The organism is Acetobacter aceti (genome assembly GCF_002005445.1).
In the GTDB taxonomy this organism is placed as follows: Bacteria; Pseudomonadota; Alphaproteobacteria; order Acetobacterales; family Acetobacteraceae; genus Acetobacter; species Acetobacter aceti_B.
Map to the genome: position 1 here is coordinate 3,275,334 of NZ_CP014692.1, position 20,966 is coordinate 3,296,299.

At 58.6% G+C, this 20,966-nt stretch carries 21 protein-coding genes and 5 pseudogenes; 3 read left to right on the top strand and 23 right to left on the bottom strand.

Annotated features, from left to right (window positions below):
* Positions 1-105 precede the first annotated feature (105 nt).
* From A0U92_RS14920 to A0U92_RS14985, 14 genes and pseudogenes are all read right to left on the bottom strand, one after another.
* Positions 106-1,074, bottom strand: coding sequence for a FecR family protein (locus A0U92_RS14920; RefSeq protein ID WP_077813844.1), 969 nt, complete (start codon positions 1,072-1,074; stop codon positions 106-108).
* Between the two features lie 103 nt (positions 1,075-1,177).
* Entirely contained in the window at positions 1,178-1,687 is a 510-nt protein-coding gene (locus A0U92_RS14925) for a sigma-70 family RNA polymerase sigma factor (RefSeq protein WP_077813845.1), read from the bottom strand.
* A 138-nt stretch (positions 1,688-1,825) separates the two neighbouring features.
* A complete protein-coding gene (locus A0U92_RS14930; RefSeq protein ID WP_077813846.1) occupies positions 1,826-5,080 on the bottom strand; it encodes an efflux RND transporter permease subunit in 3,255 nt (1,084 codons plus the stop codon).
* Between the two features lie 112 nt (positions 5,081-5,192).
* Entirely contained in the window at positions 5,193-5,693 is a 501-nt protein-coding gene (locus A0U92_RS14935; protein WP_077813847.1) for a Fur family transcriptional regulator, read from the bottom strand.
* A 45-nt stretch (positions 5,694-5,738) separates the two neighbouring features.
* Complete coding sequence (locus A0U92_RS14940; protein WP_077813848.1) at positions 5,739-6,611, bottom strand: energy transducer TonB family protein; 873 nt, start codon at positions 6,609-6,611, stop codon at positions 5,739-5,741.
* Complete coding sequence (exbD, locus tag A0U92_RS14945; RefSeq protein ID WP_077813849.1) at positions 6,608-7,096, bottom strand: TonB system transport protein ExbD; 489 nt, start codon at positions 7,094-7,096, stop codon at positions 6,608-6,610. The genes A0U92_RS14940 and exbD overlap by 4 nt, the downstream gene beginning before the upstream one ends.
* A 5-nt stretch (positions 7,097-7,101) precedes the next feature.
* Positions 7,102-7,851: a tonB-system energizer ExbB gene (gene exbB / locus A0U92_RS14950; protein WP_077813850.1), complete on the bottom strand. Its 750-nt coding sequence runs from the start codon at positions 7,849-7,851 to the stop codon at positions 7,102-7,104.
* The gene (locus tag A0U92_RS14955) at positions 7,848-8,102 is read right to left on the bottom strand and encodes a hypothetical protein (RefSeq protein WP_236748175.1); all 255 of its coding nucleotides are present in this window, start codon (positions 8,100-8,102) and stop codon (positions 7,848-7,850) included. Before A0U92_RS14955 ends, exbB begins: the two co-directional genes overlap by 4 nt.
* The gene (locus A0U92_RS14960; protein WP_077813851.1) at positions 8,099-9,334 is read right to left on the bottom strand and encodes a PepSY-associated TM helix domain-containing protein; all 1,236 of its coding nucleotides are present in this window, start codon (positions 9,332-9,334) and stop codon (positions 8,099-8,101) included. The genes A0U92_RS14955 and A0U92_RS14960 overlap by 4 nt, the downstream gene beginning before the upstream one ends.
* A gap of 386 nt (positions 9,335-9,720) precedes the next feature.
* Positions 9,721-10,344 (bottom strand): annotated as a pseudogene (locus A0U92_RS14965) (TonB-dependent siderophore receptor); the annotation flags it as partial.
* 21 nt (positions 10,345-10,365) lie between these two features.
* Positions 10,366-11,175, bottom strand: a complete 810-nt coding sequence (locus A0U92_RS14970; RefSeq protein WP_077812350.1) for an IS5 family transposase — start codon at positions 11,173-11,175, stop codon at positions 10,366-10,368.
* Positions 11,176-11,193: 18 nt separating this feature from the next.
* Complete coding sequence (locus tag A0U92_RS14975) at positions 11,194-13,149, bottom strand: TonB-dependent siderophore receptor (protein WP_236748176.1); 1,956 nt, start codon at positions 13,147-13,149, stop codon at positions 11,194-11,196.
* A 196-nt stretch (positions 13,150-13,345) separates the two neighbouring features.
* Complete coding sequence (locus A0U92_RS14980; RefSeq protein ID WP_077813853.1) at positions 13,346-14,302, bottom strand: FecR family protein; 957 nt, start codon at positions 14,300-14,302, stop codon at positions 13,346-13,348.
* A gap of 83 nt (positions 14,303-14,385) precedes the next feature.
* Positions 14,386-14,904, bottom strand: coding sequence for an RNA polymerase sigma factor (locus A0U92_RS14985; RefSeq protein WP_077813854.1), 519 nt, complete (start codon positions 14,902-14,904; stop codon positions 14,386-14,388).
* 132 nt (positions 14,905-15,036) lie between these two features.
* Here A0U92_RS14985 and A0U92_RS18670 point away from each other — a divergent pair, with 132 nt between their 5' ends.
* Positions 15,037-15,303 (top strand): helix-turn-helix domain-containing protein, encoded by a 267-nt coding sequence (locus A0U92_RS18670; RefSeq protein ID WP_408736089.1) that lies wholly within the window; start codon positions 15,037-15,039, stop codon positions 15,301-15,303.
* Here the strand turns inward: A0U92_RS18670 and A0U92_RS14990 are convergent.
* The 3 genes and pseudogenes from A0U92_RS14990 to A0U92_RS15000 all read right to left on the bottom strand — a co-directional run.
* A pseudogene (locus A0U92_RS14990) lies at positions 15,255-15,785 on the bottom strand (ParB/RepB/Spo0J family partition protein); the annotation flags it as partial. The gene A0U92_RS18670 and the pseudogene A0U92_RS14990 sit on opposite strands and share 49 nt — an antisense overlap.
* On the bottom strand, positions 15,755-16,150 hold the full coding sequence (locus A0U92_RS17865) for a hypothetical protein (RefSeq protein WP_187668782.1): 396 nt from the start codon (positions 16,148-16,150) through the stop codon (positions 15,755-15,757). The pseudogene A0U92_RS14990 and the gene A0U92_RS17865, both read right to left, overlap by 31 nt.
* 357 nt (positions 16,151-16,507) lie before the next feature.
* Positions 16,508-17,311, bottom strand: coding sequence for a hypothetical protein (locus tag A0U92_RS15000; RefSeq protein ID WP_149026489.1), 804 nt, complete (start codon positions 17,309-17,311; stop codon positions 16,508-16,510).
* 460 nt (positions 17,312-17,771) lie between these two features.
* On the opposite strand from A0U92_RS15000, the pseudogene A0U92_RS15010 reads away from it, so the two are divergent.
* A pseudogene (locus A0U92_RS15010) lies at positions 17,772-17,957 on the top strand (efflux transporter outer membrane subunit); the annotation flags it as partial.
* 35 nt (positions 17,958-17,992) lie between these two features.
* Here A0U92_RS15010 and A0U92_RS15015 read toward each other — a convergent pair.
* The 3 genes and pseudogenes from A0U92_RS15015 to A0U92_RS15025 all read right to left on the bottom strand — a co-directional run.
* A pseudogene (locus A0U92_RS15015) lies at positions 17,993-18,744 on the bottom strand (hypothetical protein); the annotation flags it as partial.
* Between the two features lie 7 nt (positions 18,745-18,751).
* Positions 18,752-19,018 (bottom strand): VirB3 family type IV secretion system protein, encoded by a 267-nt coding sequence (locus A0U92_RS15020; protein WP_077813857.1) that lies wholly within the window; start codon positions 19,016-19,018, stop codon positions 18,752-18,754.
* Complete coding sequence (locus A0U92_RS15025) at positions 19,018-19,335, bottom strand: TrbC/VirB2 family type IV secretion system protein (RefSeq protein ID WP_077813858.1); 318 nt, start codon at positions 19,333-19,335, stop codon at positions 19,018-19,020. The genes A0U92_RS15020 and A0U92_RS15025 overlap by 1 nt, the downstream gene beginning before the upstream one ends.
* Between A0U92_RS15025 and A0U92_RS15030 the strand changes: the two are divergent.
* Positions 19,324-19,788: pseudogene (locus tag A0U92_RS15030) on the top strand (SOS response-associated peptidase family protein); the annotation flags it as partial. The gene A0U92_RS15025 and the pseudogene A0U92_RS15030 overlap by 12 nt on opposite strands.
* Before the next feature lie 10 nt (positions 19,789-19,798).
* Here A0U92_RS15030 and A0U92_RS15035 read toward each other — a convergent pair.
* The 3 genes from A0U92_RS15035 to A0U92_RS15045 all read right to left on the bottom strand — a co-directional run bounded on the left by A0U92_RS15035 (position 19,799) and on the right by A0U92_RS15045 (position 20,871).
* Complete coding sequence (locus A0U92_RS15035; protein ID WP_236748177.1) at positions 19,799-20,302, bottom strand: DUF2285 domain-containing protein; 504 nt, start codon at positions 20,300-20,302, stop codon at positions 19,799-19,801.
* A complete protein-coding gene (locus A0U92_RS18045; RefSeq protein ID WP_236748178.1) occupies positions 20,265-20,480 on the bottom strand; it encodes a transcriptional regulator domain-containing protein in 216 nt (71 codons plus the stop codon). Before A0U92_RS18045 ends, A0U92_RS15035 begins: the two co-directional genes overlap by 38 nt.
* A gap of 64 nt (positions 20,481-20,544) precedes the next feature.
* Positions 20,545-20,871, bottom strand: coding sequence for a DUF736 domain-containing protein (locus tag A0U92_RS15045; RefSeq protein ID WP_077813859.1), 327 nt, complete (start codon positions 20,869-20,871; stop codon positions 20,545-20,547).
* Positions 20,872-20,966 lie beyond the last annotated feature (95 nt).

A 20,966-nucleotide genomic window follows, 5' to 3' on the forward strand; every position in this document is an offset into this window, starting at 1 on the left:
AAAAATGCATTTGCGTTGCATTATTAATTAACTTCTCAGAGAAAGAACGATGCAAAGGGATCTTTTTTCGGTCGCGATATTCAGATTTTTTGATTTTTCTGAAAATCAATAGGAAACAACGATAATCCAAGGGGTTATGTGGTAAAGCTTCGCACCCTGCGTGTCAGCCATGGCTTTGAGAGCGCTTTCAGGCGTCGACAGGTTATAAACTCCTGTCACCTTTCCAGCGCTCAGATGCCGGTTGGCGACAAAAATTCTGCCATTGTAATATGGATTGATTTGAGTAACTGCATCACCAAAGGAACTATCTTCCAAAACAAGCTGGCCGCTGGTCGCCCATGCTCCGATATTCTCAGCGTCTTCGTGACTGGCCGACACGATGCCTCGGCCTCGCCTCTCAATCCGCTGACCGGAATGGAGGTCTGTCGAAAGATGATTGTCTCCATCAACATGCACCTCGCCCGATCTCACAGCAACAGCGGATGCTTTCTGAGACACCCGCACGTCAAACTCGGTGCCAATGTCGGTCACGCTGATTTTTCCTGCCGTCACCCTGAACGGGCGCCCAGGATTATGGGAGACCTTAAAGAATCCCTCTCCACGGAGAAGATGGATTTCCCGCCCCCCCTCACGCCGAAAAACGACATCAATTGCACTTTTTGGGGCCAGGCTAACCTCGCTACCATCTGCCAGCTTGACTGTCATTTGCTGTGCCTTACCAGTCGAGTAGTCGGCTGTCAGTCTGTAATAATAGTCCGGAACAAGCATAAAATTCGCCACTGCAGCAGCTAATGCGATCGGAACTCCATATAGAATCCGTTTAGAAACGCTCCTGTGACGCCAACCAGACTTGCAAGACTGTGTGCCGGATGAATATCTCTCTTTCGCGAACAGAGGCCCCATGAGATCGTAGATACCCGAGGTGGCAGCCCACGCCTCACGATGAGTTGGGTCTTCAGAAAGCCAGCGTTCAAATTCATCTTTCAGCTTTTGATCGTCAGGACTTTCCTCAAGGGAAACCAGCCAGCGCGCTGCTTCAAGAGAGGTATGTTCATATGTTTCATCGCTGCTCATACTCCACTCCCCATTAGGCGTTGCGCAGCACCCGAAATAACCTCTTTCCGCCAGAACAGACGATACAAGACTCTCTTTTTTCGGTCGAAACAGAAATTCGATGTCATTCCGGAGGAAGAACCCGACTACGACAGTGCGCGATACCACGCGCTATGATTTCATGCGTCACAGCAATAGAGATATCGAAATGGGCAGCAATATCCTTAAGTTTGTATTTGCCTGAACGACGCATTTCAAGAGCGATACGCGTTCGTTCCGGTAGTTCATCCATAGCTTCGCTTAACAGGCGCATTTGCTCACTGACCAGCACATCCGCTTCGGGCGAGTTCGATGCGACGACATTTCCCATCTCTTGTGGGGATGCGTCACAGGTGCTTTGTGCCTCCCTTCCGATTTTGCGTTTTACGTCAATCGCCAGATTGCGAACGACACGGAAAAGATAGGAGTCAGGCGAAACAATTTCGACCGTCGCGGTCACCGTCTGATTGATACGGAACCATGCTTCCTGCACGACATCGTCACCATGATTCGGCGCGATCGTTTCCGCATATTTTATAAGATCATTCCGCCGCGAGATGAAAACTTGCAGGACCAGAGAAGGCGATCGCACCATTTGTTCGTTCCGTAGTGCGCCTGTCAGACAAGGATAAGAATGATTCTTAGTTACTCCAGACACAAAGTAGATACAAGAGCGCTCTGCGTGAATGATGGTGATACCTGCCAGTCACCTCCTCCGAAGAGCGAAAGACACCTATCGTTTTCGTGAACGAAACCGAAACCAGTCGCCTCCGACGTTCGCCACTAGCAGATAAAGCGCCGGCGTGGTGAACATGGTCTGGGCCTGGCTCACCAACAGACCGCCAATGAGAGCTATGCCCAGCGGCTGGCGTAGCTCCATTCCGTAACCGCCCATCAGCACTAGTGGCAACGCGCCGAGGGCAGCGGCAAAGGTGGTCATTGCTATCGGCCGCAGGCGCAGCAGGCACGCCTCCCGGATGGCGCCCCGCGGCGTCATGCCCCGTTCGCGTTCGGCATGGATGGCGAAATCCACCAGCAGGATGGCGTTTTTCAGCGAGATGCCCGTCAGCAGCAGCATAGCGATCACCGCCATGCCAGAAAATGGCAGGCCGAACAGGTCCAGCGCCATCACCGCCCCGATCCCGGCCGAGGGAATGGTGGAAAGAATGGTGAGTGGATGCCACACGCTTTCATAGAGCATCCCCAATGACAGATAGACGGCGAGCACAGCACCGATAATCAGGATCTCGCTGTCATGCGTGCTTCTGCCCAGATCACCTTCGTCACTCTGCAGTTCACCGTTGATGGTCTCCGGCAGATGCTGGTTCCGCCACTCCTGATCGATGATCGCCTGCGCCTGTGACAGGCTGACGCCGGGAGCCAGTTCCAGCGCCAGCGAGGCGGAACTGGCGTAACCGATATGGGTGACGGCTACCGGATCGAGACTGGGGGTGATGTGGGCCACGACGGAGAGTGGCACCAGCGTCTCCGCCCCGGTCGCCACGGCTGATCCGGTCGAGGCATTCGCCCCGCCAGCCAGCGAGTTGGCAATCTGGTTTCGAAACGCCGTCGTACCGGTCGACACCGTGGCGCTGGCCGCAGCCGATGTCACCACCCGGATGGTGTTGGACACCGAACTGCCCGAGGCGGATCCACCGGACGGGCTGACCCAGAACTGCTTCAGGATTTCCGGATCACGCTGGAAACGGTTTTCCACTGTCAGCACCACGTTATACTGCCCATGTGCGGTGTAGACGACCGAGGCCGTGGTCTGGCCAAGCGCATCGGACAGGGTGTTGCCGATGACCTGTGGCGTGACCCCGACACGGGCGGCGGTATCGCGGTCGATGGCCAGCGTGATGCCCTGTCCGGGCGGATCGACGTCCGGGTCCACATCCGCGAATTCCGGGTGATGCCGCAGGGCTTTCGCCAGCCTGCGTGTCGCCGGTCCCAGCAGCCGGTCATCCTCGCTGCGCAGGATGTAGCTGACCCCGCTGCTGTTCGAGCCGACCCGCATCATGATGTTGCCGGGCGCCTGCGCGTGATATTCGGCGTGAATGTCTTTCCCCATCCGGGCCACCACACGGGCCGCCACTTCCGTTCCCGATGCCCGCCCGGTGGACAGATCGCGCAACGAGGCGAACACCATGCCATGGCTGGAACCTTCGCTGGTATCCAGATAGGCTATCACATGCGTGACGGCTGGATCATCCAGCAGCACCCTGCTGAACCTCTCAAGCCGGGCTCTGGTCTGCGCCAGCGAACTGCCACTCCCGCGCGACCCGCCCGACACAATACCAATATCCTGCCGGGGGAACACGGTCTTTGGCATGCAGAGGAACAGAAAGCCCGTCGCCAGCAGAGTCAGCGGCAATAACAGCGCCGTCTTGCCGGGGTGAGTGAGGCAGATTTCCAGAATGCGGCGATACAGGCTGCCATTCTGTTTCTCCTGTGCCAGAAAATCAGAGGTGGCGATGTCACCCATCGCGGTCTTCGTCCCTCTGCCCTCCACAAACCGCATGAAGACCGCTGTCAGGCAGGGCGTGACGACACAGGACAGAACCAGCGAGACGATGACCGCAATGCCCACCGTCCCGGCAAACTCCCGGAAGAGCCGTCCCGTCAGACCGGGGGCAAAACCGATCGGCAGGAACACCGCCAGCACCGAGACGGTGATGGACAGCAGCGTAAACGCCACCTCACTCGCCCCGGCAATGGCGGCCTCGTCAACGGACAGACCGCGCTCACGCATGCGGATGATGTTCTCGATCACCACGATGGCATCATCCACCACCAGACCCGTCACCACCGTCAGCGCCATGAGCGAGAGATTATCCAGCCCGAACCCCGCCAGATGCATCGGCCCGAGGCTGGCGATCAGGCAGCATGGCACGATGATCGCCGCCGCGATGGAGGCGGTCCATGAGCGCAGGAATACCCAGACCACGGCCAGCGCCAGAATGCAGGCGGCAAGGAGTGTCACCAGCGTATGGTGCAAGGAAGAGCGGATCACGTCCGAACCATCCCGCGCCACGGCGATATCCGCGCCAGGTGGCATCAGTGTCCGCAGTTGCGGGAGGCGCGCCTTCACCGCATCGACGATGCCGACCAGATTGGCTCCCGGCTGGGCGCGCACCATCAGGGTCAGGGCCGGTCTGCCATCAAAGAAGGCGGCGGCGTTCACGTCCTGCATGCTGTCGGTGACAGTCGCGACATCCCGCAGCCGGATGGGGCGTCCGTTCTTGTAGGCGATCACCAGATCCCGGTAGGCTGCGGCATGGTCAGCCTGATCGTTCACGGCCAACTGATAGCGCTGCCCGGCCATATCGATCACACCCTTCGGTGTATGCGCATTGGCCGAAGCGAGTGCCGCGCGCAGGTTCTCGAACCCCATACCGTATTTGAAGAACAGCAGCGGGTTCATCTCCACCCGCACGGCAGGGGCTGAACTACCCATGAGAATGACATCCCCTACCCCCGGCACCTGCAACAGCATGGGACGCAGCGTGGTGTTCACCAGATCATAGAGATGGGACATGGGCTGCATCCCCGGCGTCACTGCAAGGATCAGCACCGGTGTCGCGTTGGGATTGGCCCGGTGATATTGCGGGTCCGATCCCGGCGTGGTCGGCAGATCGTGCCGGGCAGCGCGGATCGCCGCTTCCACGTCCCGCGCGGCCCCATTGAGATCACGCCCCAGTTCAAACCCCAGAGAAATGGAGGTCTCGCCCCGCGTGGAGGTGGACTCCATCTGCGTCACACCCGCGATATTGCCCAGATGCCGCTCCAAGGGTGCTGCCACCGTGCGGGCCATGACCTCGGGCGAGCCACCGGCATTCGACGCGGAGACCGAGATCACCGGCAGATCGACATCAGGCAGGTCCGAGACCGGCAGATGGGGCAGCGCCATCAGCCCCGACAGCACGGCGGAGACCAGCAGCAGCGTTGTCGCCACCGGGCGATGGACAAACCAGGCGATGAATTTCAAGGACGATGTCCCGTCCCTGCGGGAGGGCTCACTCTATAAGACGATTGATGCGGGTATTTTTTCAAAGGAAAGGCGAAAAAATATTCTCCTTCTTTCAGCGGGCTTTCAAATCTTACCCGGATGACGACGTGACCGTGATGGCCGCACCCTGCACGGCCAGTCCATGCTCGGCGGCTACCCGGCGCAGCAGGGTCGCCACTTCCGGTGCGTGACACGCGATCTTCCGTCCCGTCCCGGCTTCCACAAAGGTAATCGCGAGCGCTGCCCTCGGCTCCGGAACCACACTGTAGAGCCATTGTCGGTCGGACGTTACATCGCGGCGCAGGATGCCCCGCTCCAGAAACAGATTCAGATTGCGCTGGATCGACCCCTGTGAAGGAACGTGTCCCTGCTCCATGATCCGGCCGAGCGTTTTCCAGATTTCCACCGCCGTCGCACGTGGTCCGGCTTCCAGAATGCCATGAAACAGGATGCGCCTTAGATCGGTCATTTTGATGCCGACCTCTTCGCTGCGTTCTTCCAGACTGCGCACGGCGCTACGGCTGGCGCCCATGCCGGGGCGGATTTCATTCAGGGACGGTGAAGAACGACGATGTTCGGAGAAGGCGGGCATGGGTTTGATCCTGTCACGATCAGAAATAAGGAAACGGCGGAAATCTCAGTTCCCACCGGCATGGATGTAGAACTCGACGGGAACCGTCAGGGTGATGGGATCCCCCGCGACACTATCCGGCGGGATGGGCAGCGGCTGGGCGCGTTTGGGTAGAGCAATGGCTTCCTGATCCAGCAATGGATGTCCGGAAGAGCTTGCCAGTGTCACCGAGAGCACATGCCCTTTGCGGTCCATGGAGAACGTCACGGTCGGCACGCCTTCCTGATGGTCGGCCATGGCGTCGGACGGATAGCGCTTGAATTTTTCAAGCTGCGCCAGCAACGCGCCCTGCCAGGTCACTGGATCATGCGATGCCTTGGACGACGAAGCACCCGGTGCAGGTGCTGCCTGTGCGGGTGCTGGAGGCGCTTCCGAAGAAGGCGGCGCTGTCGTCGCCTCGGCTGGTGGCGTCTTGTCCGGGATCGGCTTTTTCAGCATCGGCGCCGGCTTGTGCTTCTTCACCAGTTTCTTTGGCTTCTCAGGTTTGGGCACCGGGATCGGCGGATTGGGCGCGGGTGAAGGTGGCGCCGTGATCTTTGGCGGTTCGACGGGTGCCGGATCCGGAATGGACTGGGTCTGCTGCGGTCCCGGCGGCAGATCGGTAGGCGGGGTCGGCGTAGACACCGGTTCCGGGGCCATATCGATTGCGATCGCAGCCGGTGGCGGTTCAGGCACGGCCATGACTGGCGGGGGCAGCCGCATGATCCACCAGACCGCCCCACCACTGACGGCGAGCACGGCGAGGAACGACAGGCCCCACCTTATCGTGTCCTCACGCCTGGACTGCCGCAACTGCCCGCGCTGCCAGTCGGCAAAGGACATGGAGGAGCTTTCGACCGCCTCACCCTGCCCCTGCACCATATCCGCGGTGCTGCTCACGGTGTTTTCCCAGATGCTGGCGCAGCAGCGTTGCCGGATGGCTCAGGCGTCGAACCAGCCTCGCTGCCTTCTTCCTGCCCCTGCAGATTGACCAGGGCGACCTTGAGATAACCAGCGGACCGCAATTTATCCATCACGCCCATCAGCGTGCCGTAATCGACCGTCTTGTCGGCACGCAGGAAGATGCGCTCGTCCTTGTTGCCCTTGGTCGCGGTTTCCAGCGCTCCGGGAAGAGCGTCGGTGCTGATGTCATCCTCGCCCAGCGCCAGACCATGATCGGCCTTGACGGTCAGGAATACCGGATCATCCGGGCGCGGCGTCGGTTTTTCGGACGAGGAGGGCAGATCCACCGGCACATTCACCGTTGTCAGCGGGGCGGTGACCATGAAGATCACCAGCAGGACCAGCATCACGTCGATGAACGGTGTGACATTGATCTCACTCGCCTCATGCGGGCTTTCATCGGTGTGGCGGATGCGGATCATGCTGCTTACTCCCCGGCCACCGAGCGGCTGTCGCGCGATGCGCCAAGCCGCACGACCTGTCCGCTGGCGGTCAGGGCCTGCATGCGCCCCAGATCACGCGAGACAAGACGCATGACCAGCGCGGTAAGGTCCGCCACCTGTGCGCGGCACGAGGCGGTCTGGCGGGCGAGATGGTTGTAGATCACCACGGCCGGGATGGCGGCCACCAGACCCAACGCCGTTGCCAGAAGGGCTTCAGCAATGCCGGGAGCGACCACGGCGAGGCTGGTCGCCTTGCTGGCAGCGATGCCGGTGAATGAGGTCATGATGCCCCAGACGGTGCCGAACAGGCCGATGAAGGGGGAGGTCGCGCCAATGGTGGCCAGCACGCCCGTGCCACGCATGAGCCTGCGGCCCTCCGCTGCCTCCAGCCGTTCAAGATGCAGGACAACACGCTCCTTCAGGCCCTCGCTATCATCAGGGATATCCTGAGAGCGTTTGCGTTCCGTCTCGGCAGCCATGACCAGCGTATGGGCAATGGAGGACGTGCCGCGCGTCCACTCTTCCCCCAGATCCAGTGTGTTGGCCTCTTCCAGTGCTTTCTCTGCTTTTGTCAGCTTTATCCGCACGCGCAGCAGTTCGACAGACTTGGCGATGAAGATGGTCCAGGTCAGCAGCGAAGCCATGGCCAGCAGGATCATGACGCAGCGAACCACGGGACCGGCGTTGAAAAACATCTCCCACGGAGAAAAGGAAACAGGAGCAAGATCGGTCATGAGAGACCTCCTTTGGAAGACGGTCTACGCCACGCCCGGATCAGGCAGATGACCGTAACGATAAGGGGAATGGAAAGGGCGGCCCAGGACAGGGCCAGCCAGACGCCGTGCTGGCCCAGCAGGGCGGACAGCAGGCCGAAGGTGGTGAGTAGTCCCAGGCCGATCGGCCATGGCCAGACGGCGACGGAAGAACGTGGTGCCGAAACAGTAGGAAATGACATGGGTTTTTCGGGAGAGACGGCGTTCATCATGCGTGCTCCGCCAAAGCAGCCACGCCGTCCGTATCGTCCAGATCGTAACCCAGCGCGCGCAGGCGGGCGTCGGCGGTGATCTTCCGTTTGCCCGCCCACAGCACCAGACCGCTGACCAGCACCCCGATCACAATGATATCGAGCAGCGCCCACAGGATGCGCAGCGGCATTCCGCCGTAATCGCCGAAATGCAGGGGGCGGGAGATTTCTAGGAAGCGTAGATACCACGGCATCGGATACGCTCCGGTCAGTTCGCCGGTGCGGGCATCGATCAGCACCGGGGTGAACAGCCGGGCGCGCAACGGTGTCGCGCCTCGTGTCCACAGCACATAATGCACCGGGCTGCCGAAGGAGGCACCAGGGAAGGACAGGCCGGTCACCTCGTTGCCAGGGGTTGCCTTGGCCGCCGTGTCAAAGGCGGCCTGCACGGAAGACAGATGGTCCTGCGATGGCACCGGCAGGTTGGCATAAGGCTTGAGGATCTGCCGCACATCGGTCACGCGCCACAGGCCGAACAGCGGCGTCTGGAGTTCGTTGACCAGCCCGGTAAAGCCCACCACCGTCGCCCAGATCAGCGTGGCGGCTCCCAGCAGGTTGTGCAGGTCCAGCCACGTCAGACGTGAGGCCCGGTCACGCCTGACCGAGCCGAACGGCAGGCGCTTCATGAAGCGACCATACAGCACCGTGCCGGAAATCAGGGATACGACAAAGACGCCGCCCATGAGGCCAAGAAACAGGCGACCCGGCAATCCCGCAAAGAGACTGGTATGAAGCTGATTGCAGGTCCCCATGATGATGCCGGTCCAGGTGCGCGGCTCTTTGGGCGCATCCGCTGGATGAGACTGTTCCAGAACCTTAGCCGTGCGGGCATCGAACTTGATCCAGTGGCCGGAATTGCGATCCGGATAACTCTCGTCATCCTTCAGCGCCTGCCAGCTTGGCGCCATCGAGATCAGAACAGCCGGTTCATCATCATCTGGTGAAACATTGGTGATGATCTGGCCGGGGTAAAGTGCCCTCGCCTTCTCCACGATAACGTCCAGACTGGCTTTGGGCGTGCCGGGCGGGAGAACCTCATATGGTGGGTCATCATCGCCGACGAACGTGTCCCAGATCTGCTCGGAGAACAGCAGTGGCAGTCCGGTCACGCAGATGATCAGCAGGAACAGTGTGCAGACCAGGCTCGTCCATTTATGGACCACAAACCAGCGGCGAAGGGTGCGGGTAGTCATGAAAACCGCACGCTCACAAATGCGTGTAAGAGTGAGTCGCAGTTGATGAAACGATAAACGCCCACATACCCTCCTTTCCGGAAAACCCACTTTCTGTCGGCAACGGCAGGACACAGCGTCCTGCTCTTCCGCCAGAAGGCGTGCCCTTATTTACTAAGACGATCTGGGAAGGAATTTTCAGTAACAAAAACTCAAAAAAATCGACATGCCACTTATGCGCATCTGAACTGGCAGGAGAACAGCTTTCCCGTGACAGCCCACGTAACTTGCAGGGATTTGCCCCATGGAAATTGCAGTGAGGCTACCCCTCGACTTTGGCATAGAGACGAGGGGAAAAATACTGAATTTAATAGGCAAAAGAGGTTGTATTTCGGGGCGGTAAAATTTCACCACCTGTACGCTAGATTCCCGTAAACTTTCCGTCCCTCACCTAAATAACATACATTGCTATAACAACTGGCCTCATAATATTTATTAGTTAGGTTCGACATCGATAATTGAGCCGTCAACCCCTTTAGTGTCGGAAAAACTTTCTCAAAATTATAACGAGCGCCAACATCAAATAATATATAGGACGGAACTTTATAAGAACTAACTTCATCTCCATATGTATACCCTACATATCTCATACCCCAATTAATCCCCAAACCTTTAAATATACCCGATGGAATACTATAATCAGCAAATATTGAAAACATATTCCGAGGAGTTTGCTCTACAGGCTTCCCTTTTTCTGAGACGTTAGGCCCATATCCCCAGTCTGTATATGGATCATATTTCTGCTCCGTGCGATTGGAGTTTGCATAACGAATATCATTAAAACTATAGGATGCAACAAGACGCAAATCTTTGGTCACATTGGCATTAGCCGACACTTCAAAGCCTTGAGAACGAACACGCCCTGCATCTTGCTGGCCGCCATGGATGAGATCAGTAATGAGATAATGATCCTCATCGATATGATAAGCGGCTGCGGTGAGAAGAATATCTTTTCCTGGGACCTTATATTTAAGGCCAGCCTCTAGAAGGTGTTATGCACCTTGAGCGAGTATAGCGGCGTTTCTGAGCATGAAGCATGCGAAAGCGACGACATGGAGACTTGCGAGTGTTGAGGCATAGCGCTCGTAATCCTTGACGAGCCTACGGCATCGCGTGGCCCATGCGAAAGATCTTTCGACGACCCAGCGACGAGGTAGCAGAACAAAACCGCGCTTGGCCTCGGGCAATTTGACGACCTCAAGGGCGATACCGTGAGCCCGCGCTGCCTCTGCCGGCCTCTCACCCGTATATCCCTGATCGACATAGGCCAGTTCGACGCTTTCGTCCGTCACTTCCTGAATGGCGGCAGCGAGGCGTCCGACCTCGGCGCGATCGTCCCGATTGGCTGGCGTGACGTGCAGGGCCAGCAGATGGCCAAACGTGTCCACGGCCATATGCAGTTTCGAGCCCTTTTTGCGTTTGGCCCCATCATATCCGGCGCGTGCCCCGCTCTCCGGCGTCGAACGCAAGGTTCGGCTGTCAAGAATAGCCGCCGTGGGTTCCGCCTTGCGGCCTGAGGCCATGCGCAGCACAGCACGCAGGTCAGACGCCAGCGCTTCGAAGCAGCCTGCCTCCATCCAGCGACGGGATTGCTGATAGACCGCCGACCAGGGCGGCAGATCGTTCGGCATGGCGCGCCAGGCGATCCCGTAGCGGATCACGTAGCGCAACCCGTTGAACAGTTCGCGCAGATCATGCCGCCGCTGTTCCGCGTCCTCTCGCATCAGAACCAGATACGGAACAACCAACGACCATTCTTCGTCTGACACGTCAGAGGGATACGGCTTGCGAGCTTGCTTCATTCAGCATTACTGAAACAATCACGCGCGAAAGTACATAACACCCTCTAGTTGCTTGCCGGCTAAAGGTGCAAATGGCTGACCGAGATAATTCGTTGAAATTTGTGGAACGAAAGAAGTGGAATAACTGAAATATGGCGCAAGGCCAAAATCAAACTGATAAATTAACCCGCCTCTCCACGTGAATGCGGAATGAGGTTGAGGAGGATCTTTCTCTGAAGATGAACTCACATTACCTTCACCGTCACTCGTGTAAGTGGTGGAATGAGAGTTATAATTTACCCAATCCTGCCGACCTCCTAGCAGTACAGACAATCCTTTCCATTTAATTTGGTCCTGAAAATACACCCCTTCCTGAAAAAAACCATACGGTGTAACAGTATCTCTCCCAGCACACCGTCCTGAGCGAATATCAAAACAGGGCGTATAATCGGGCTGTGGATTATAAGCATTGACGGCGATCGGAACATCGCTCTGTTGATCAAATACAGAATCTGTATTATAATTATAATCTCTAAAGTCGCTTCCCACTACCCATGTATTTTGGATACTGCCAATTTTAAATTTCCCACTAAAACGAGTATCAAACTGAATAGTGTTAGCAACCTGCTTTGACAGTTCGGGTCGTATATGTATTGATTCAGTATCTATAGCAGAACCAAAATATGAGTATTCTGTATTTTGCGTTGAATGATCCCAACGAAATGTCTGATCAAAGTTGATAAATCTATTAAATTTATGATGAAATTGTGATTCTAACATAGCGTCAGTGTTATTGTAGGAGTTAAAATTAGGCAAACCAAGGAACGTACTACGTGCAATTCGTGGAATCTCTGAATTTGTAATCAACGTACCCAAAATCGGGCGTGCAATATCAACACCATTGTTAGGGGTGTATTTGTACATTCCAAGTAGAGTCCACGACGTGTCTTTATCAATATCCCAAGTCAAGGAAGGCAGAATTCCTACGCGTTGATACTGGACATGATCGGTCTGGGTTCCTTGCGTTACACCTATTCCAGCCACTCGGAATCGGACAGTGCCAGATTTATTTACTTTATCACTATAATCAAAAGTTCCTTCATAACGTCCCCAATTACCGAAACCGACGGAAATTTCACGAAGTGGAGTTTTTGTGGGTTTTTTTAGGGTTATGCCAATCATACCCCCAGGAGTTGTTTGCCCGTACATAACTGATGCCGGCCCATTAACAGCTTCAATTCTCTCTACAAAGGCGGTTTCCCCAGATGCTCCAGATGTTCCCATCAGTCCGTCGACAAACTGTTCAGTGCTAAAACCACGTTGCTTAATTGAACCTTGACCATCTTGAGCCGCGCCCGTGTCGTGCGTGCCATAACTTTCTGCGTAAATGCCGGGCACATAACGGAGCGCTTGTGCAATTGTTTGCGGTTGTTGATCGATTATCAACTGTTTGGTAACGACGTGAATGGAGTTCGGTATCTCCATAATAGATGTGTTCGTTTTAGTTGCAGACATCGTGTTTTCCGCAACGTAACCGACGCCCGGGCCAGTGGGGTCCTGATGTGTGACAGTCCCGCCTACACGCACCGGGCCAAGTGTGATATTGGCGGAAGCCGGAACAAGCGAGATTTTATTGCCAGCTCTCGAAAAACTATAGCCACTACCAGACAACATACGAGATAGGGCCTGGTCCGCCGTCATCGTTCCCGAAACGGCGTTGGCATGTAGCCCTTTCACTTTATCCATATCATAAAAAATCTGGAGATGAGCGGTCTGACTGAGAGTCAGAAGAGCGTGGTTGAGTTCGCCGGCCGGGATATTCACCGAGAGGGTCAGCACTGACGCCGGAGCGACCGCCCCCTGCGCCATTGCAGGAGATGGACAAAGCTCAACGGCGCACCAGGTCAAGGCGCTCCCCGCCATTAACTGACGAATCAATACGCCACATCGGTTCCGATTTTTTGTCCTGCGCGGTGCATCCCCACGTTCCATCATCGCCTCATTTCATCCATCGCCACGGCACCCCCAAAACGAGAATGCTTTGCATTTGCGTCAATGAGTAAGACGCCTGAGGTTTCAGGACTCAGTAAGGAATTCTGCGTGACGGATGCAGATTTTTTTATTTTTGTTTCTGTATCAATGTATTAGAGGGCGTATTTTCGCACGGGTGAGCAGTAAGGATAACCGACCCTCAATAAATGATCGTCGCAAGACCGGCGACCGATACCGATCGCAGGGCGAACTGCCGGGTGATCGAGGACACCGCACCGTCAATATCGGAACAGGAGAAGACCCCACTCACCCGGCGATCTCTGAGACGTGCGCCCATCAGCATGATGCGCCCCCGCTGATAGCGGTTCAGACGTGCGATCACCTCCGAGAGCGGCTCATTGTCGAATACAAGCTGTCCACTGCGCCAGGCTGTCATGGCGTCCACCGGAGCGGCCTGCGGCGTATCCAGTGCGCCATCACGGCTGTATCGGACGCTCTGCCCCTCCGCGACGACGACCGAATGTGTCAGGCCATCTGGGGTTCGCGTTACGACCCTGACACGATGCTCCGTCACAGTCGTGCGCACCCCGGCAGAATCACGCTCGACCATATACTGGGTGCCGAGAGCGGTCGACGTGCCATGGCTCGCTTCGACGACAAAAGGCCGATGCTCCGTGGCACCCAATGGCGCCACCTTGAACCAGGCATCGCCATCGATCAGCACGATCCGTCGCTCGGCTGTCCCATAATGGATCGCAAGCGCGGTATGACTGTCGAGTTGCGCGGTGCTCCCGTCCGGCAGGGAAACTGTGCGTATTTCGCCGGTCGCGGTCGTATAGTCGGCACGCCAGCGATCAAGATTCAGCCAACCGCCATCGCCCTGCATGGCCAGGACAGCAATGCAGGCCACGCCCAACGCCACACCTGTTCCGATCTGACGACGACGTGTCACCTGTTTCTGTCTGGTACCGACATCAAGATCAGACCATAGGGACGACGCGCGGCGAAAAGCCTCCTCATGGTCTGAGGAAACGGCACGCCATGCAGCGAAGGCACATTGTTCCTCGATCGTCAGAGGCGCTCCGCCCTGCCGGATCACCCAGGCAGCGGCCTCTCCGTCAATCCGGTCCTGCCGGTCGTCGACGGATTCAGTCATGGGTACTGCCCTGAAGACAAAACGGGGTCATACCGAATAAGACGTCCTGACATACTCAGGACCGTAAAAAAATCTGCATGACGTCAGCGCGGCAGACGACGCAGGAGATGCTGGAGCGCTGCGGCCAGATGCTTCTGGACCGAACTTTCCGAGATATCGAGTTTGGTTGCTGTCTGCTGATAACTCAGACCGGTCACACGGTTAAGAACGAAAATCCGCCGGGTCATTGGCGGTAGTTCCTCCAGATGCGCGGCAAGCTGCCGTATCCGTTGCCGGGCCGCCGCCGCCTGATCAGGCCAGGCCTGATCGTCAGCAATATCGGCGATTTCCTCGTGCGTGACGGCGGTCGTGCGACGGCGCTGCGTCGCACGGATGTGGTCTACGGTCAGGTTATGGGCGGTGCTGAAGAGAAAGGCACGACAGGCTCCTGCGGGGAGAGCATCGCCGTGCTCGACAAACCGCAGGAATGTCTCCTGCACGAAATCAGCCGCGAGATCACGGTCGCGCAACCGCTTACCGACATAGTCGGTGAGTTCGCGCCGATGACGCGAAAACAGCCCGCTGATCCGCCCCTTGCTCACGACCGAAATTACCTGAGAAATATTGTACGTCTGCTTTGCCTAGCACAAATGATAATCGTTCGCAATATCACATGATTTTTTTGTTACTGAATCCACGTCACGCAGACGTCTTCTTTCTTAGCAGGACATTCAGATCCGCTACTGGAGGCTGGCATGCGTCGACCGCCACTCGATCTACGGGAACTGCTGGCTGTCCGTGTGATTGCGTCAGAAGGCAGCATTCATGGGACCGCACGCATGCTGGGCGGCAAACAGTCCGCTCTCAGCCGGTCAATGGGGTTGCTGGAAGAGCGGCTGCCCGCGCCATGTCGGCAGGATCGAACGCCAGAGGCCGTTCTTCCAGGGCAAGGATGGCCTGTTCGATCTCGCCCATCCGCTTCGAACAGGTCGCGCATGATAGGACCACCGACCGCAAGATAGGTATCCAGTCCGACGAAGCGCACGCGACGATCCGAGACCCGCACGGTCTTTTCTGTCAGCATGCGGCGGACGACGTAGGATTCACGGTTATGGCTCTGGGACACGATCTCCCAGACCTGCTCCTGGCGGGCATGGTCATCGCTGATGGAAAAGGCCATCAGCTGTTCCAGCTTCATACCGTCCTGCTCATAAATATCCAGCAGCTTGTCGGACACGGTCATCAGCCGCAAACGCTGTTTAACCACGGTCGGTGCAACGAAGAACGCTGCGGCGATTTCCTCCTCGGACATGCCCTTCTCCAGCATGTCACGAAAGGCCCGGAACTGGTCCAGCGGATGCAGGGCCAGCCGCTGGACGTTCTCGGCCAGAGAGTCATCCTCGGCAAGAATGGCCGACCCGGCCTCGCGTACGACGCAGGGCACCGGGGCGGTCTTCGCCAGTTTCTTCTGCTTCACCAGCAGTTCGAGGGCACGGAGGCGCTGCGGGCGCTGATCGAGAAGGTCGTGCTGACACCCGGCCCGAACCGGGGCGAGATTGACGCGATGCTGTATGGGGAGGTTTCGGGCTCTATCGCACCGAAGAAAGTGTCCAACATCACAAGCTGGTTACGCCGATCCTGGACCCAGATACTGTCGAACCCAACATCCGGCTCGAGTTCGCTGCGATAGCCGAGCGAAAGTCTAGCGGCCTGATCCGGCAGGTCTTCGTTGCCCCTCATCATCCACCCGAACGGCACAGCAGCAGCCGAGAAAGGCGAGTGAGTGTAGGTGGTCCGTCGAAAATGAGCGTGCGTGCCGTTGGACGCGTAGGGATGCTCGAAACGCCGGATATAAGAGAAGTCGGACATGAAGGCGCCCCGTTCTGCAGCGCACGCGGGCAATCGGCCGCCCTCGATGTCGAAGGGCTCTCCCGCAACGGAAGACTCCCAATCGTCGTCTTTCGTGTCACCGATCCTAGGAAGCGCTATGCAGTGCGTGTTGCCGCGGGGATTCTGGCAGACGCGACCATTCCAACCTGTGTCCTGCCATGGAACGCGGATAGAAATGTGCTGAGTTGGTATCCTACGTGCGCCCTCAATCACTCGTCACCCCTCCAATCCTAGCATGCGTCGGCCGTCCGGCATGCAATTGTCAATATCATGTACCGATGGCCAACGGCTGGGTCGTCTTGACCGATCGATTTCGAAACGATGCGGTCCCGCGAGTCAGTGCGCTCGCGACAGTTCCCACATGTAGGCCATGGGATGCTTCGCTAGGACAGTGCGCTGCTTTTCATCAAAGCCCATACGGTCTTTGACGAACCCAGCGACCGTCTTCGCGATCTCCTCGGCCTTTGTTCCTACTGCGGCCGTCAGCCCAATAGTAGCAGCGGTCTGAAGATCGTCTGTGACACCTGAAAGAAGCGCGCCTCCGGTCGCGACTGCGGCGACGACGACCGGCGTGACGACGAGTTGACCGAGGTTTCCCGTCAACTCGCGCCGCAGGTCGGAGAGATCTGTTTCCATTCGATAGCGGAATTCCTCAGTCAGTCGATCTCGCTCGTTTTGATCAAGCGCTGCGCCGAGCGCCTTGATCTGTTCCTGCACCATGTCGGCATAGGCATGACGTAGTCGGGTGTAATCACGCCCGTGCCGCTCGGTCGCTTCGCGTCTCCGGAATGCGATCAGAGAGTCGAGCGGAATGGATGTGGCATCGATCAGGTCGAGGGTAACGGGGACCACGTCCGAAACGTTGCCTGCACGCTGGCTTCCGGTGCCAATCATTCCATAGGCCATCAGACGATCAGTGACACGGGCCAGTGTAGTGCCAGCACAGGCATCGGCCAGCTTGGCCATTACCAGCAGACCGCCTTCTTGGGTGAACGGATAATCGCCATTCGGAAGCGGCAGGTCAGTAAGCCTATGCCTGCGAAGGAACTCGAACGTCTTCATGGTGAACTTCTGCGGCCAAACCTCATAGTATTCCTTGGCCCGTTCCACCTGAGCGATCTCGTATAGATTGGGTTGCAAATTTCCTGCTTCAAGGGTCGTCACGATGGCCGTGTGCGCCCGTTGCTACTGCTGAGGCGTGGGGGTTATCTTCCGTCCAATAAGTTCCCAGGCCTCAGCCATGTCCGAATCGCCACGATAATCTGTTGCATAAGTCGGCATGGGCACGATGGTATGCAGTTGATCCCAAAGCAACAGAGAGCTGTGCATGATCTTGCGACTGCGGACCTGCGTGCTTGGGTAGTATATTGCAGAGCGCATTATCTCGTTCCCCAGCGCTGATAAAAGAACAAGCTCTATGTTGCGCGTTTCAGTGAAGAGCAACAGAATTTTATGACTTCCGAAATTTACGTTGCAGTTCGGCTTAGAAGACGATCTGCCGCTCATAAAGAGTTGACGGCTGCTTACGTCGTAAGCTGTAGTTCCAAGTTCGACGCGCGAATGTCTGGATTACCGGATCGCTTTCGATCACTACCAGTCTGTGGTCATCAACGGCTTCCGTGAAGTCGCCGATGGTCTGAACGGCCTGAAGAACGCCTCGACAGAACTGGACAACCAGCTTCAGGCCCTGACCTCGGCCGATGATGCGCTGACCTTGTGCCAGGCCGGGTATCAGGCGGGCCGGGAGACCATCCTCCAGCCGATCAACGCCCGGCGGCTCGTTCTGCTCGCGCGCCAGAACACGGTGCGGGCACAGACCGAGATGTTCCGCCAGACAGTGCGGATCATGGTGGCGAACCACGCTTCGAGGGCATTGACGCTCTCGCGCATGCAGGTGAAGTCGCGGCCCTGGATGGTCTTCTCCACCAGTCGCAACCGGTCCGCGGCGATCACAGGATCCTCGTCCCACACCGTGACGGTGGCGGTGACGTAGGCCTGTCCGACCTGGTCGGTGCCGAGTTCCTGCAAAGCCGCATCGGCGTCGGCGGCCTTGTTGGCGGCGTCTGAATCCAGCAGCACCGATGCCTCGTTGGTCATCACCTCCTTGAGGATGGCCATGATCGATTTGCGCTTGGCGAACCATTGCCGCCGGATCCGGCCCAGCACTTTCGTCGCGTCGACGCGGTCGAGGCAGATCGCCCGTGTCGACCAGCGATAGGGAAAGGCCAGCCGGTTCAGTTCGTCCAGCAGCCCCGGCCAGGTCTGGGTGGGAAAGCCGGTGACGGTGAGCGTGCGCAGAACGGGCTAGCGGGATAGCCCCGTGCTTGCTGGCGCTGCGCTTCGACAAAAATAGTCCAACCGGACCCCAGTCGGCGCAGGGCGTTGTTCAGGCGGGACGTGATGGCGACCAGTTCGGCGGCGGTCGAGGACTCCAGATCCGGGCCGCGAAAGCGGGCGGTGCGCTGGAAGGCGCCGTCCTTGTTCAGCACCACGCCTCTGGCGACCAGCGCCGCCCAGGGCAGGAAATCGGCGAGGCGATCGCGGCGATGGCGATATTCGGCGAGGTTCAGCATGGCGCGCTCACCCGACCAGATGGGTGGGATAGCGCAGGTGCCGGCGCACCACGTCAACGAAGGCGGGATCGCGCTTGGCGGCCCAGACGGCAGCGAGATGGCCGGCCAGCCAGAAGATCCCGCCGGCGATCCACAGCCGCAGGCCGAGGCCGATCGCCGCCGACAGCGTGCCGTTGACGATCGCCACCGTGCGCGGCGCCCCGCCGAGCAGGATTGGCTCGATCAGGGCGCGATGCACCGGGGCGGTGAAGCCGGGAATGGCGTCCTGTTCCATCAGATCAGCGCCCCGCCCGAGAAGGAGAAGAAGGACAGGAGGAAGCTGGAGGCGGCAAAGGCGATCGACAGGCCGAAGACGATCTGGATCAGGCGGCGGAAACCGCCCGAGGTCTCGCCAAAGGCCAGGGTCAGGCCGGTCACGGTAATGATGATCACCGAGATGATCTTGGCCACCGGCCCCTGCACACTTTCCAGGATCTGGTTGAGCGGCTCCTCCCACGGCATGCTTGAGCCCGCCGCGTAGGCCGGGGCCGACAGCACGGCGAGCGAGAGGGTGCCGCCGGCCACGGCAAAGCGATGGCGCAGGGCGATCATGCGGGTCGGGGCGTGACCAACATCCGCAATCCGCAGTCACCGCATTGGCGGCCGTGGCTCGATGTCGCGCATCGCTGCGTCGTGCCCTTTACCAGCTTCGCCGAGCCCGAACCGCGGCCGGACGGTTCCCGGCCGCCAGCCTGGTTCGCGTTTGGCGAGACCCGTCCGCTGGCTTTCTTTGCCGGCATCTGGTGCCGGTGGACGTCCGTGCGCAAGGCGAAGGACGGAGAGACAACAGATGATTTGTTCGGCTTTCTCACGACCCAGGCGAATCACGAAGTCGGAGCCATTCATCCCAAGGCCATGCCAGTGATCCTGACTACCGGAGAGGAGATCGACCGCTGGATGACAGCACCGATCGACGATGCCCTGCGCTTGCAGCGTCCGTTGCCCGATGGGACGCTGACCATTGTTGCCAGGGCGACCCCGGAAGACCCACCACCACGGCAATAGCCCCATCTCGCTATCGTCCCCGGAACGGATGCAGAAGCAGGCGCCGGTATCCTCCTTCTGTCAGCCCCCGCGCTAAACACACCAGCCGTTTCATGCGGAAATGCAGATCGTGCGAGAGCCAGTCCGTCGCGGAGACCTTCCGGCCGAACAGAACACCGGCAATTTCGCGCTGCGAAACACCGTCGTCCAGACCGTCGAGCGTACGGAGCGCCAGGATCAGCCTGCTGATACGATCGGATGACAGGCGGGCCGGATCTCGGCCAGGTGAACGGCCATTGAGGGCGCGCCAGAGCCGCAAAGCGGCCTGGACACGCACCTCGAATAGCGCGTCGAGCGGCAACAGCACGCCGAGCGGAGCCCCGTCAGGCGGCAGGACATACAGCCGCAGAATCGTCTCCCCCTGCTCGACCAGCACTTCTTCCGCTATGTCGGGTGCCAGCCCTGTCCGAGCGAGGGAGAGCGGCCGAGACGCTGCGTCAGCCAGTGCGGTCGGCAGGGGGACAACCGCAATCACGGCCGGCGATACCGCAACAGTCCAGCGGGCGGTGCGTGGATCGAGGGCCGTGCGGACACTCTCGAAATCGCAACCCCCAGCGCCGGGCGAAGGCTTCGGCGTCTGACGTGGACAGCGCGGCCCGGCGCGCGGCGCGCTGAAGGGCTGCTCGCTCGCGGATAAAGTCGCGGTTACCCACGACGCTTCCCTTCCGGCGATGCGAAGGCCCCGCCCGGACCGGCCGGGCGGGGATCGCCGGCGCCTCAGTCGCCGTTGCGCCGGCCGTTGGGGCGGGACCAGATCAGGCTGTAGGTCTCGCCGTCCTCGTCGTTGAAGAGATTGGCGAAAATCGGGGCGTTGAAGCTCGGATCGTCCAGCTTGACGCCCAGATAGCTGCGTCCCTCGTTGGACTGCTTGGACCAGGCCGCCCCGATCTCGGCCCTGTTGACGAACACCCTGTGGCTGGGGGCGTTCTCGCTCTGGCGTCCGGCGTCGGGAACGATACGGACATTCCGGACCTGAACCGAGAGGGTGACGATTTCGCCGACATATTCGTTGCCGGTCTTCCTGAAGGTGCCGATGGTGGCCACCGTGACGGGGGATTTTCGGCATGAGCGGGGAAGCCTGTCATCCCATCGGGAGCGGTTCGGGTGTGCGTCGGGGGGTGTGCGGATCGGGAAACATG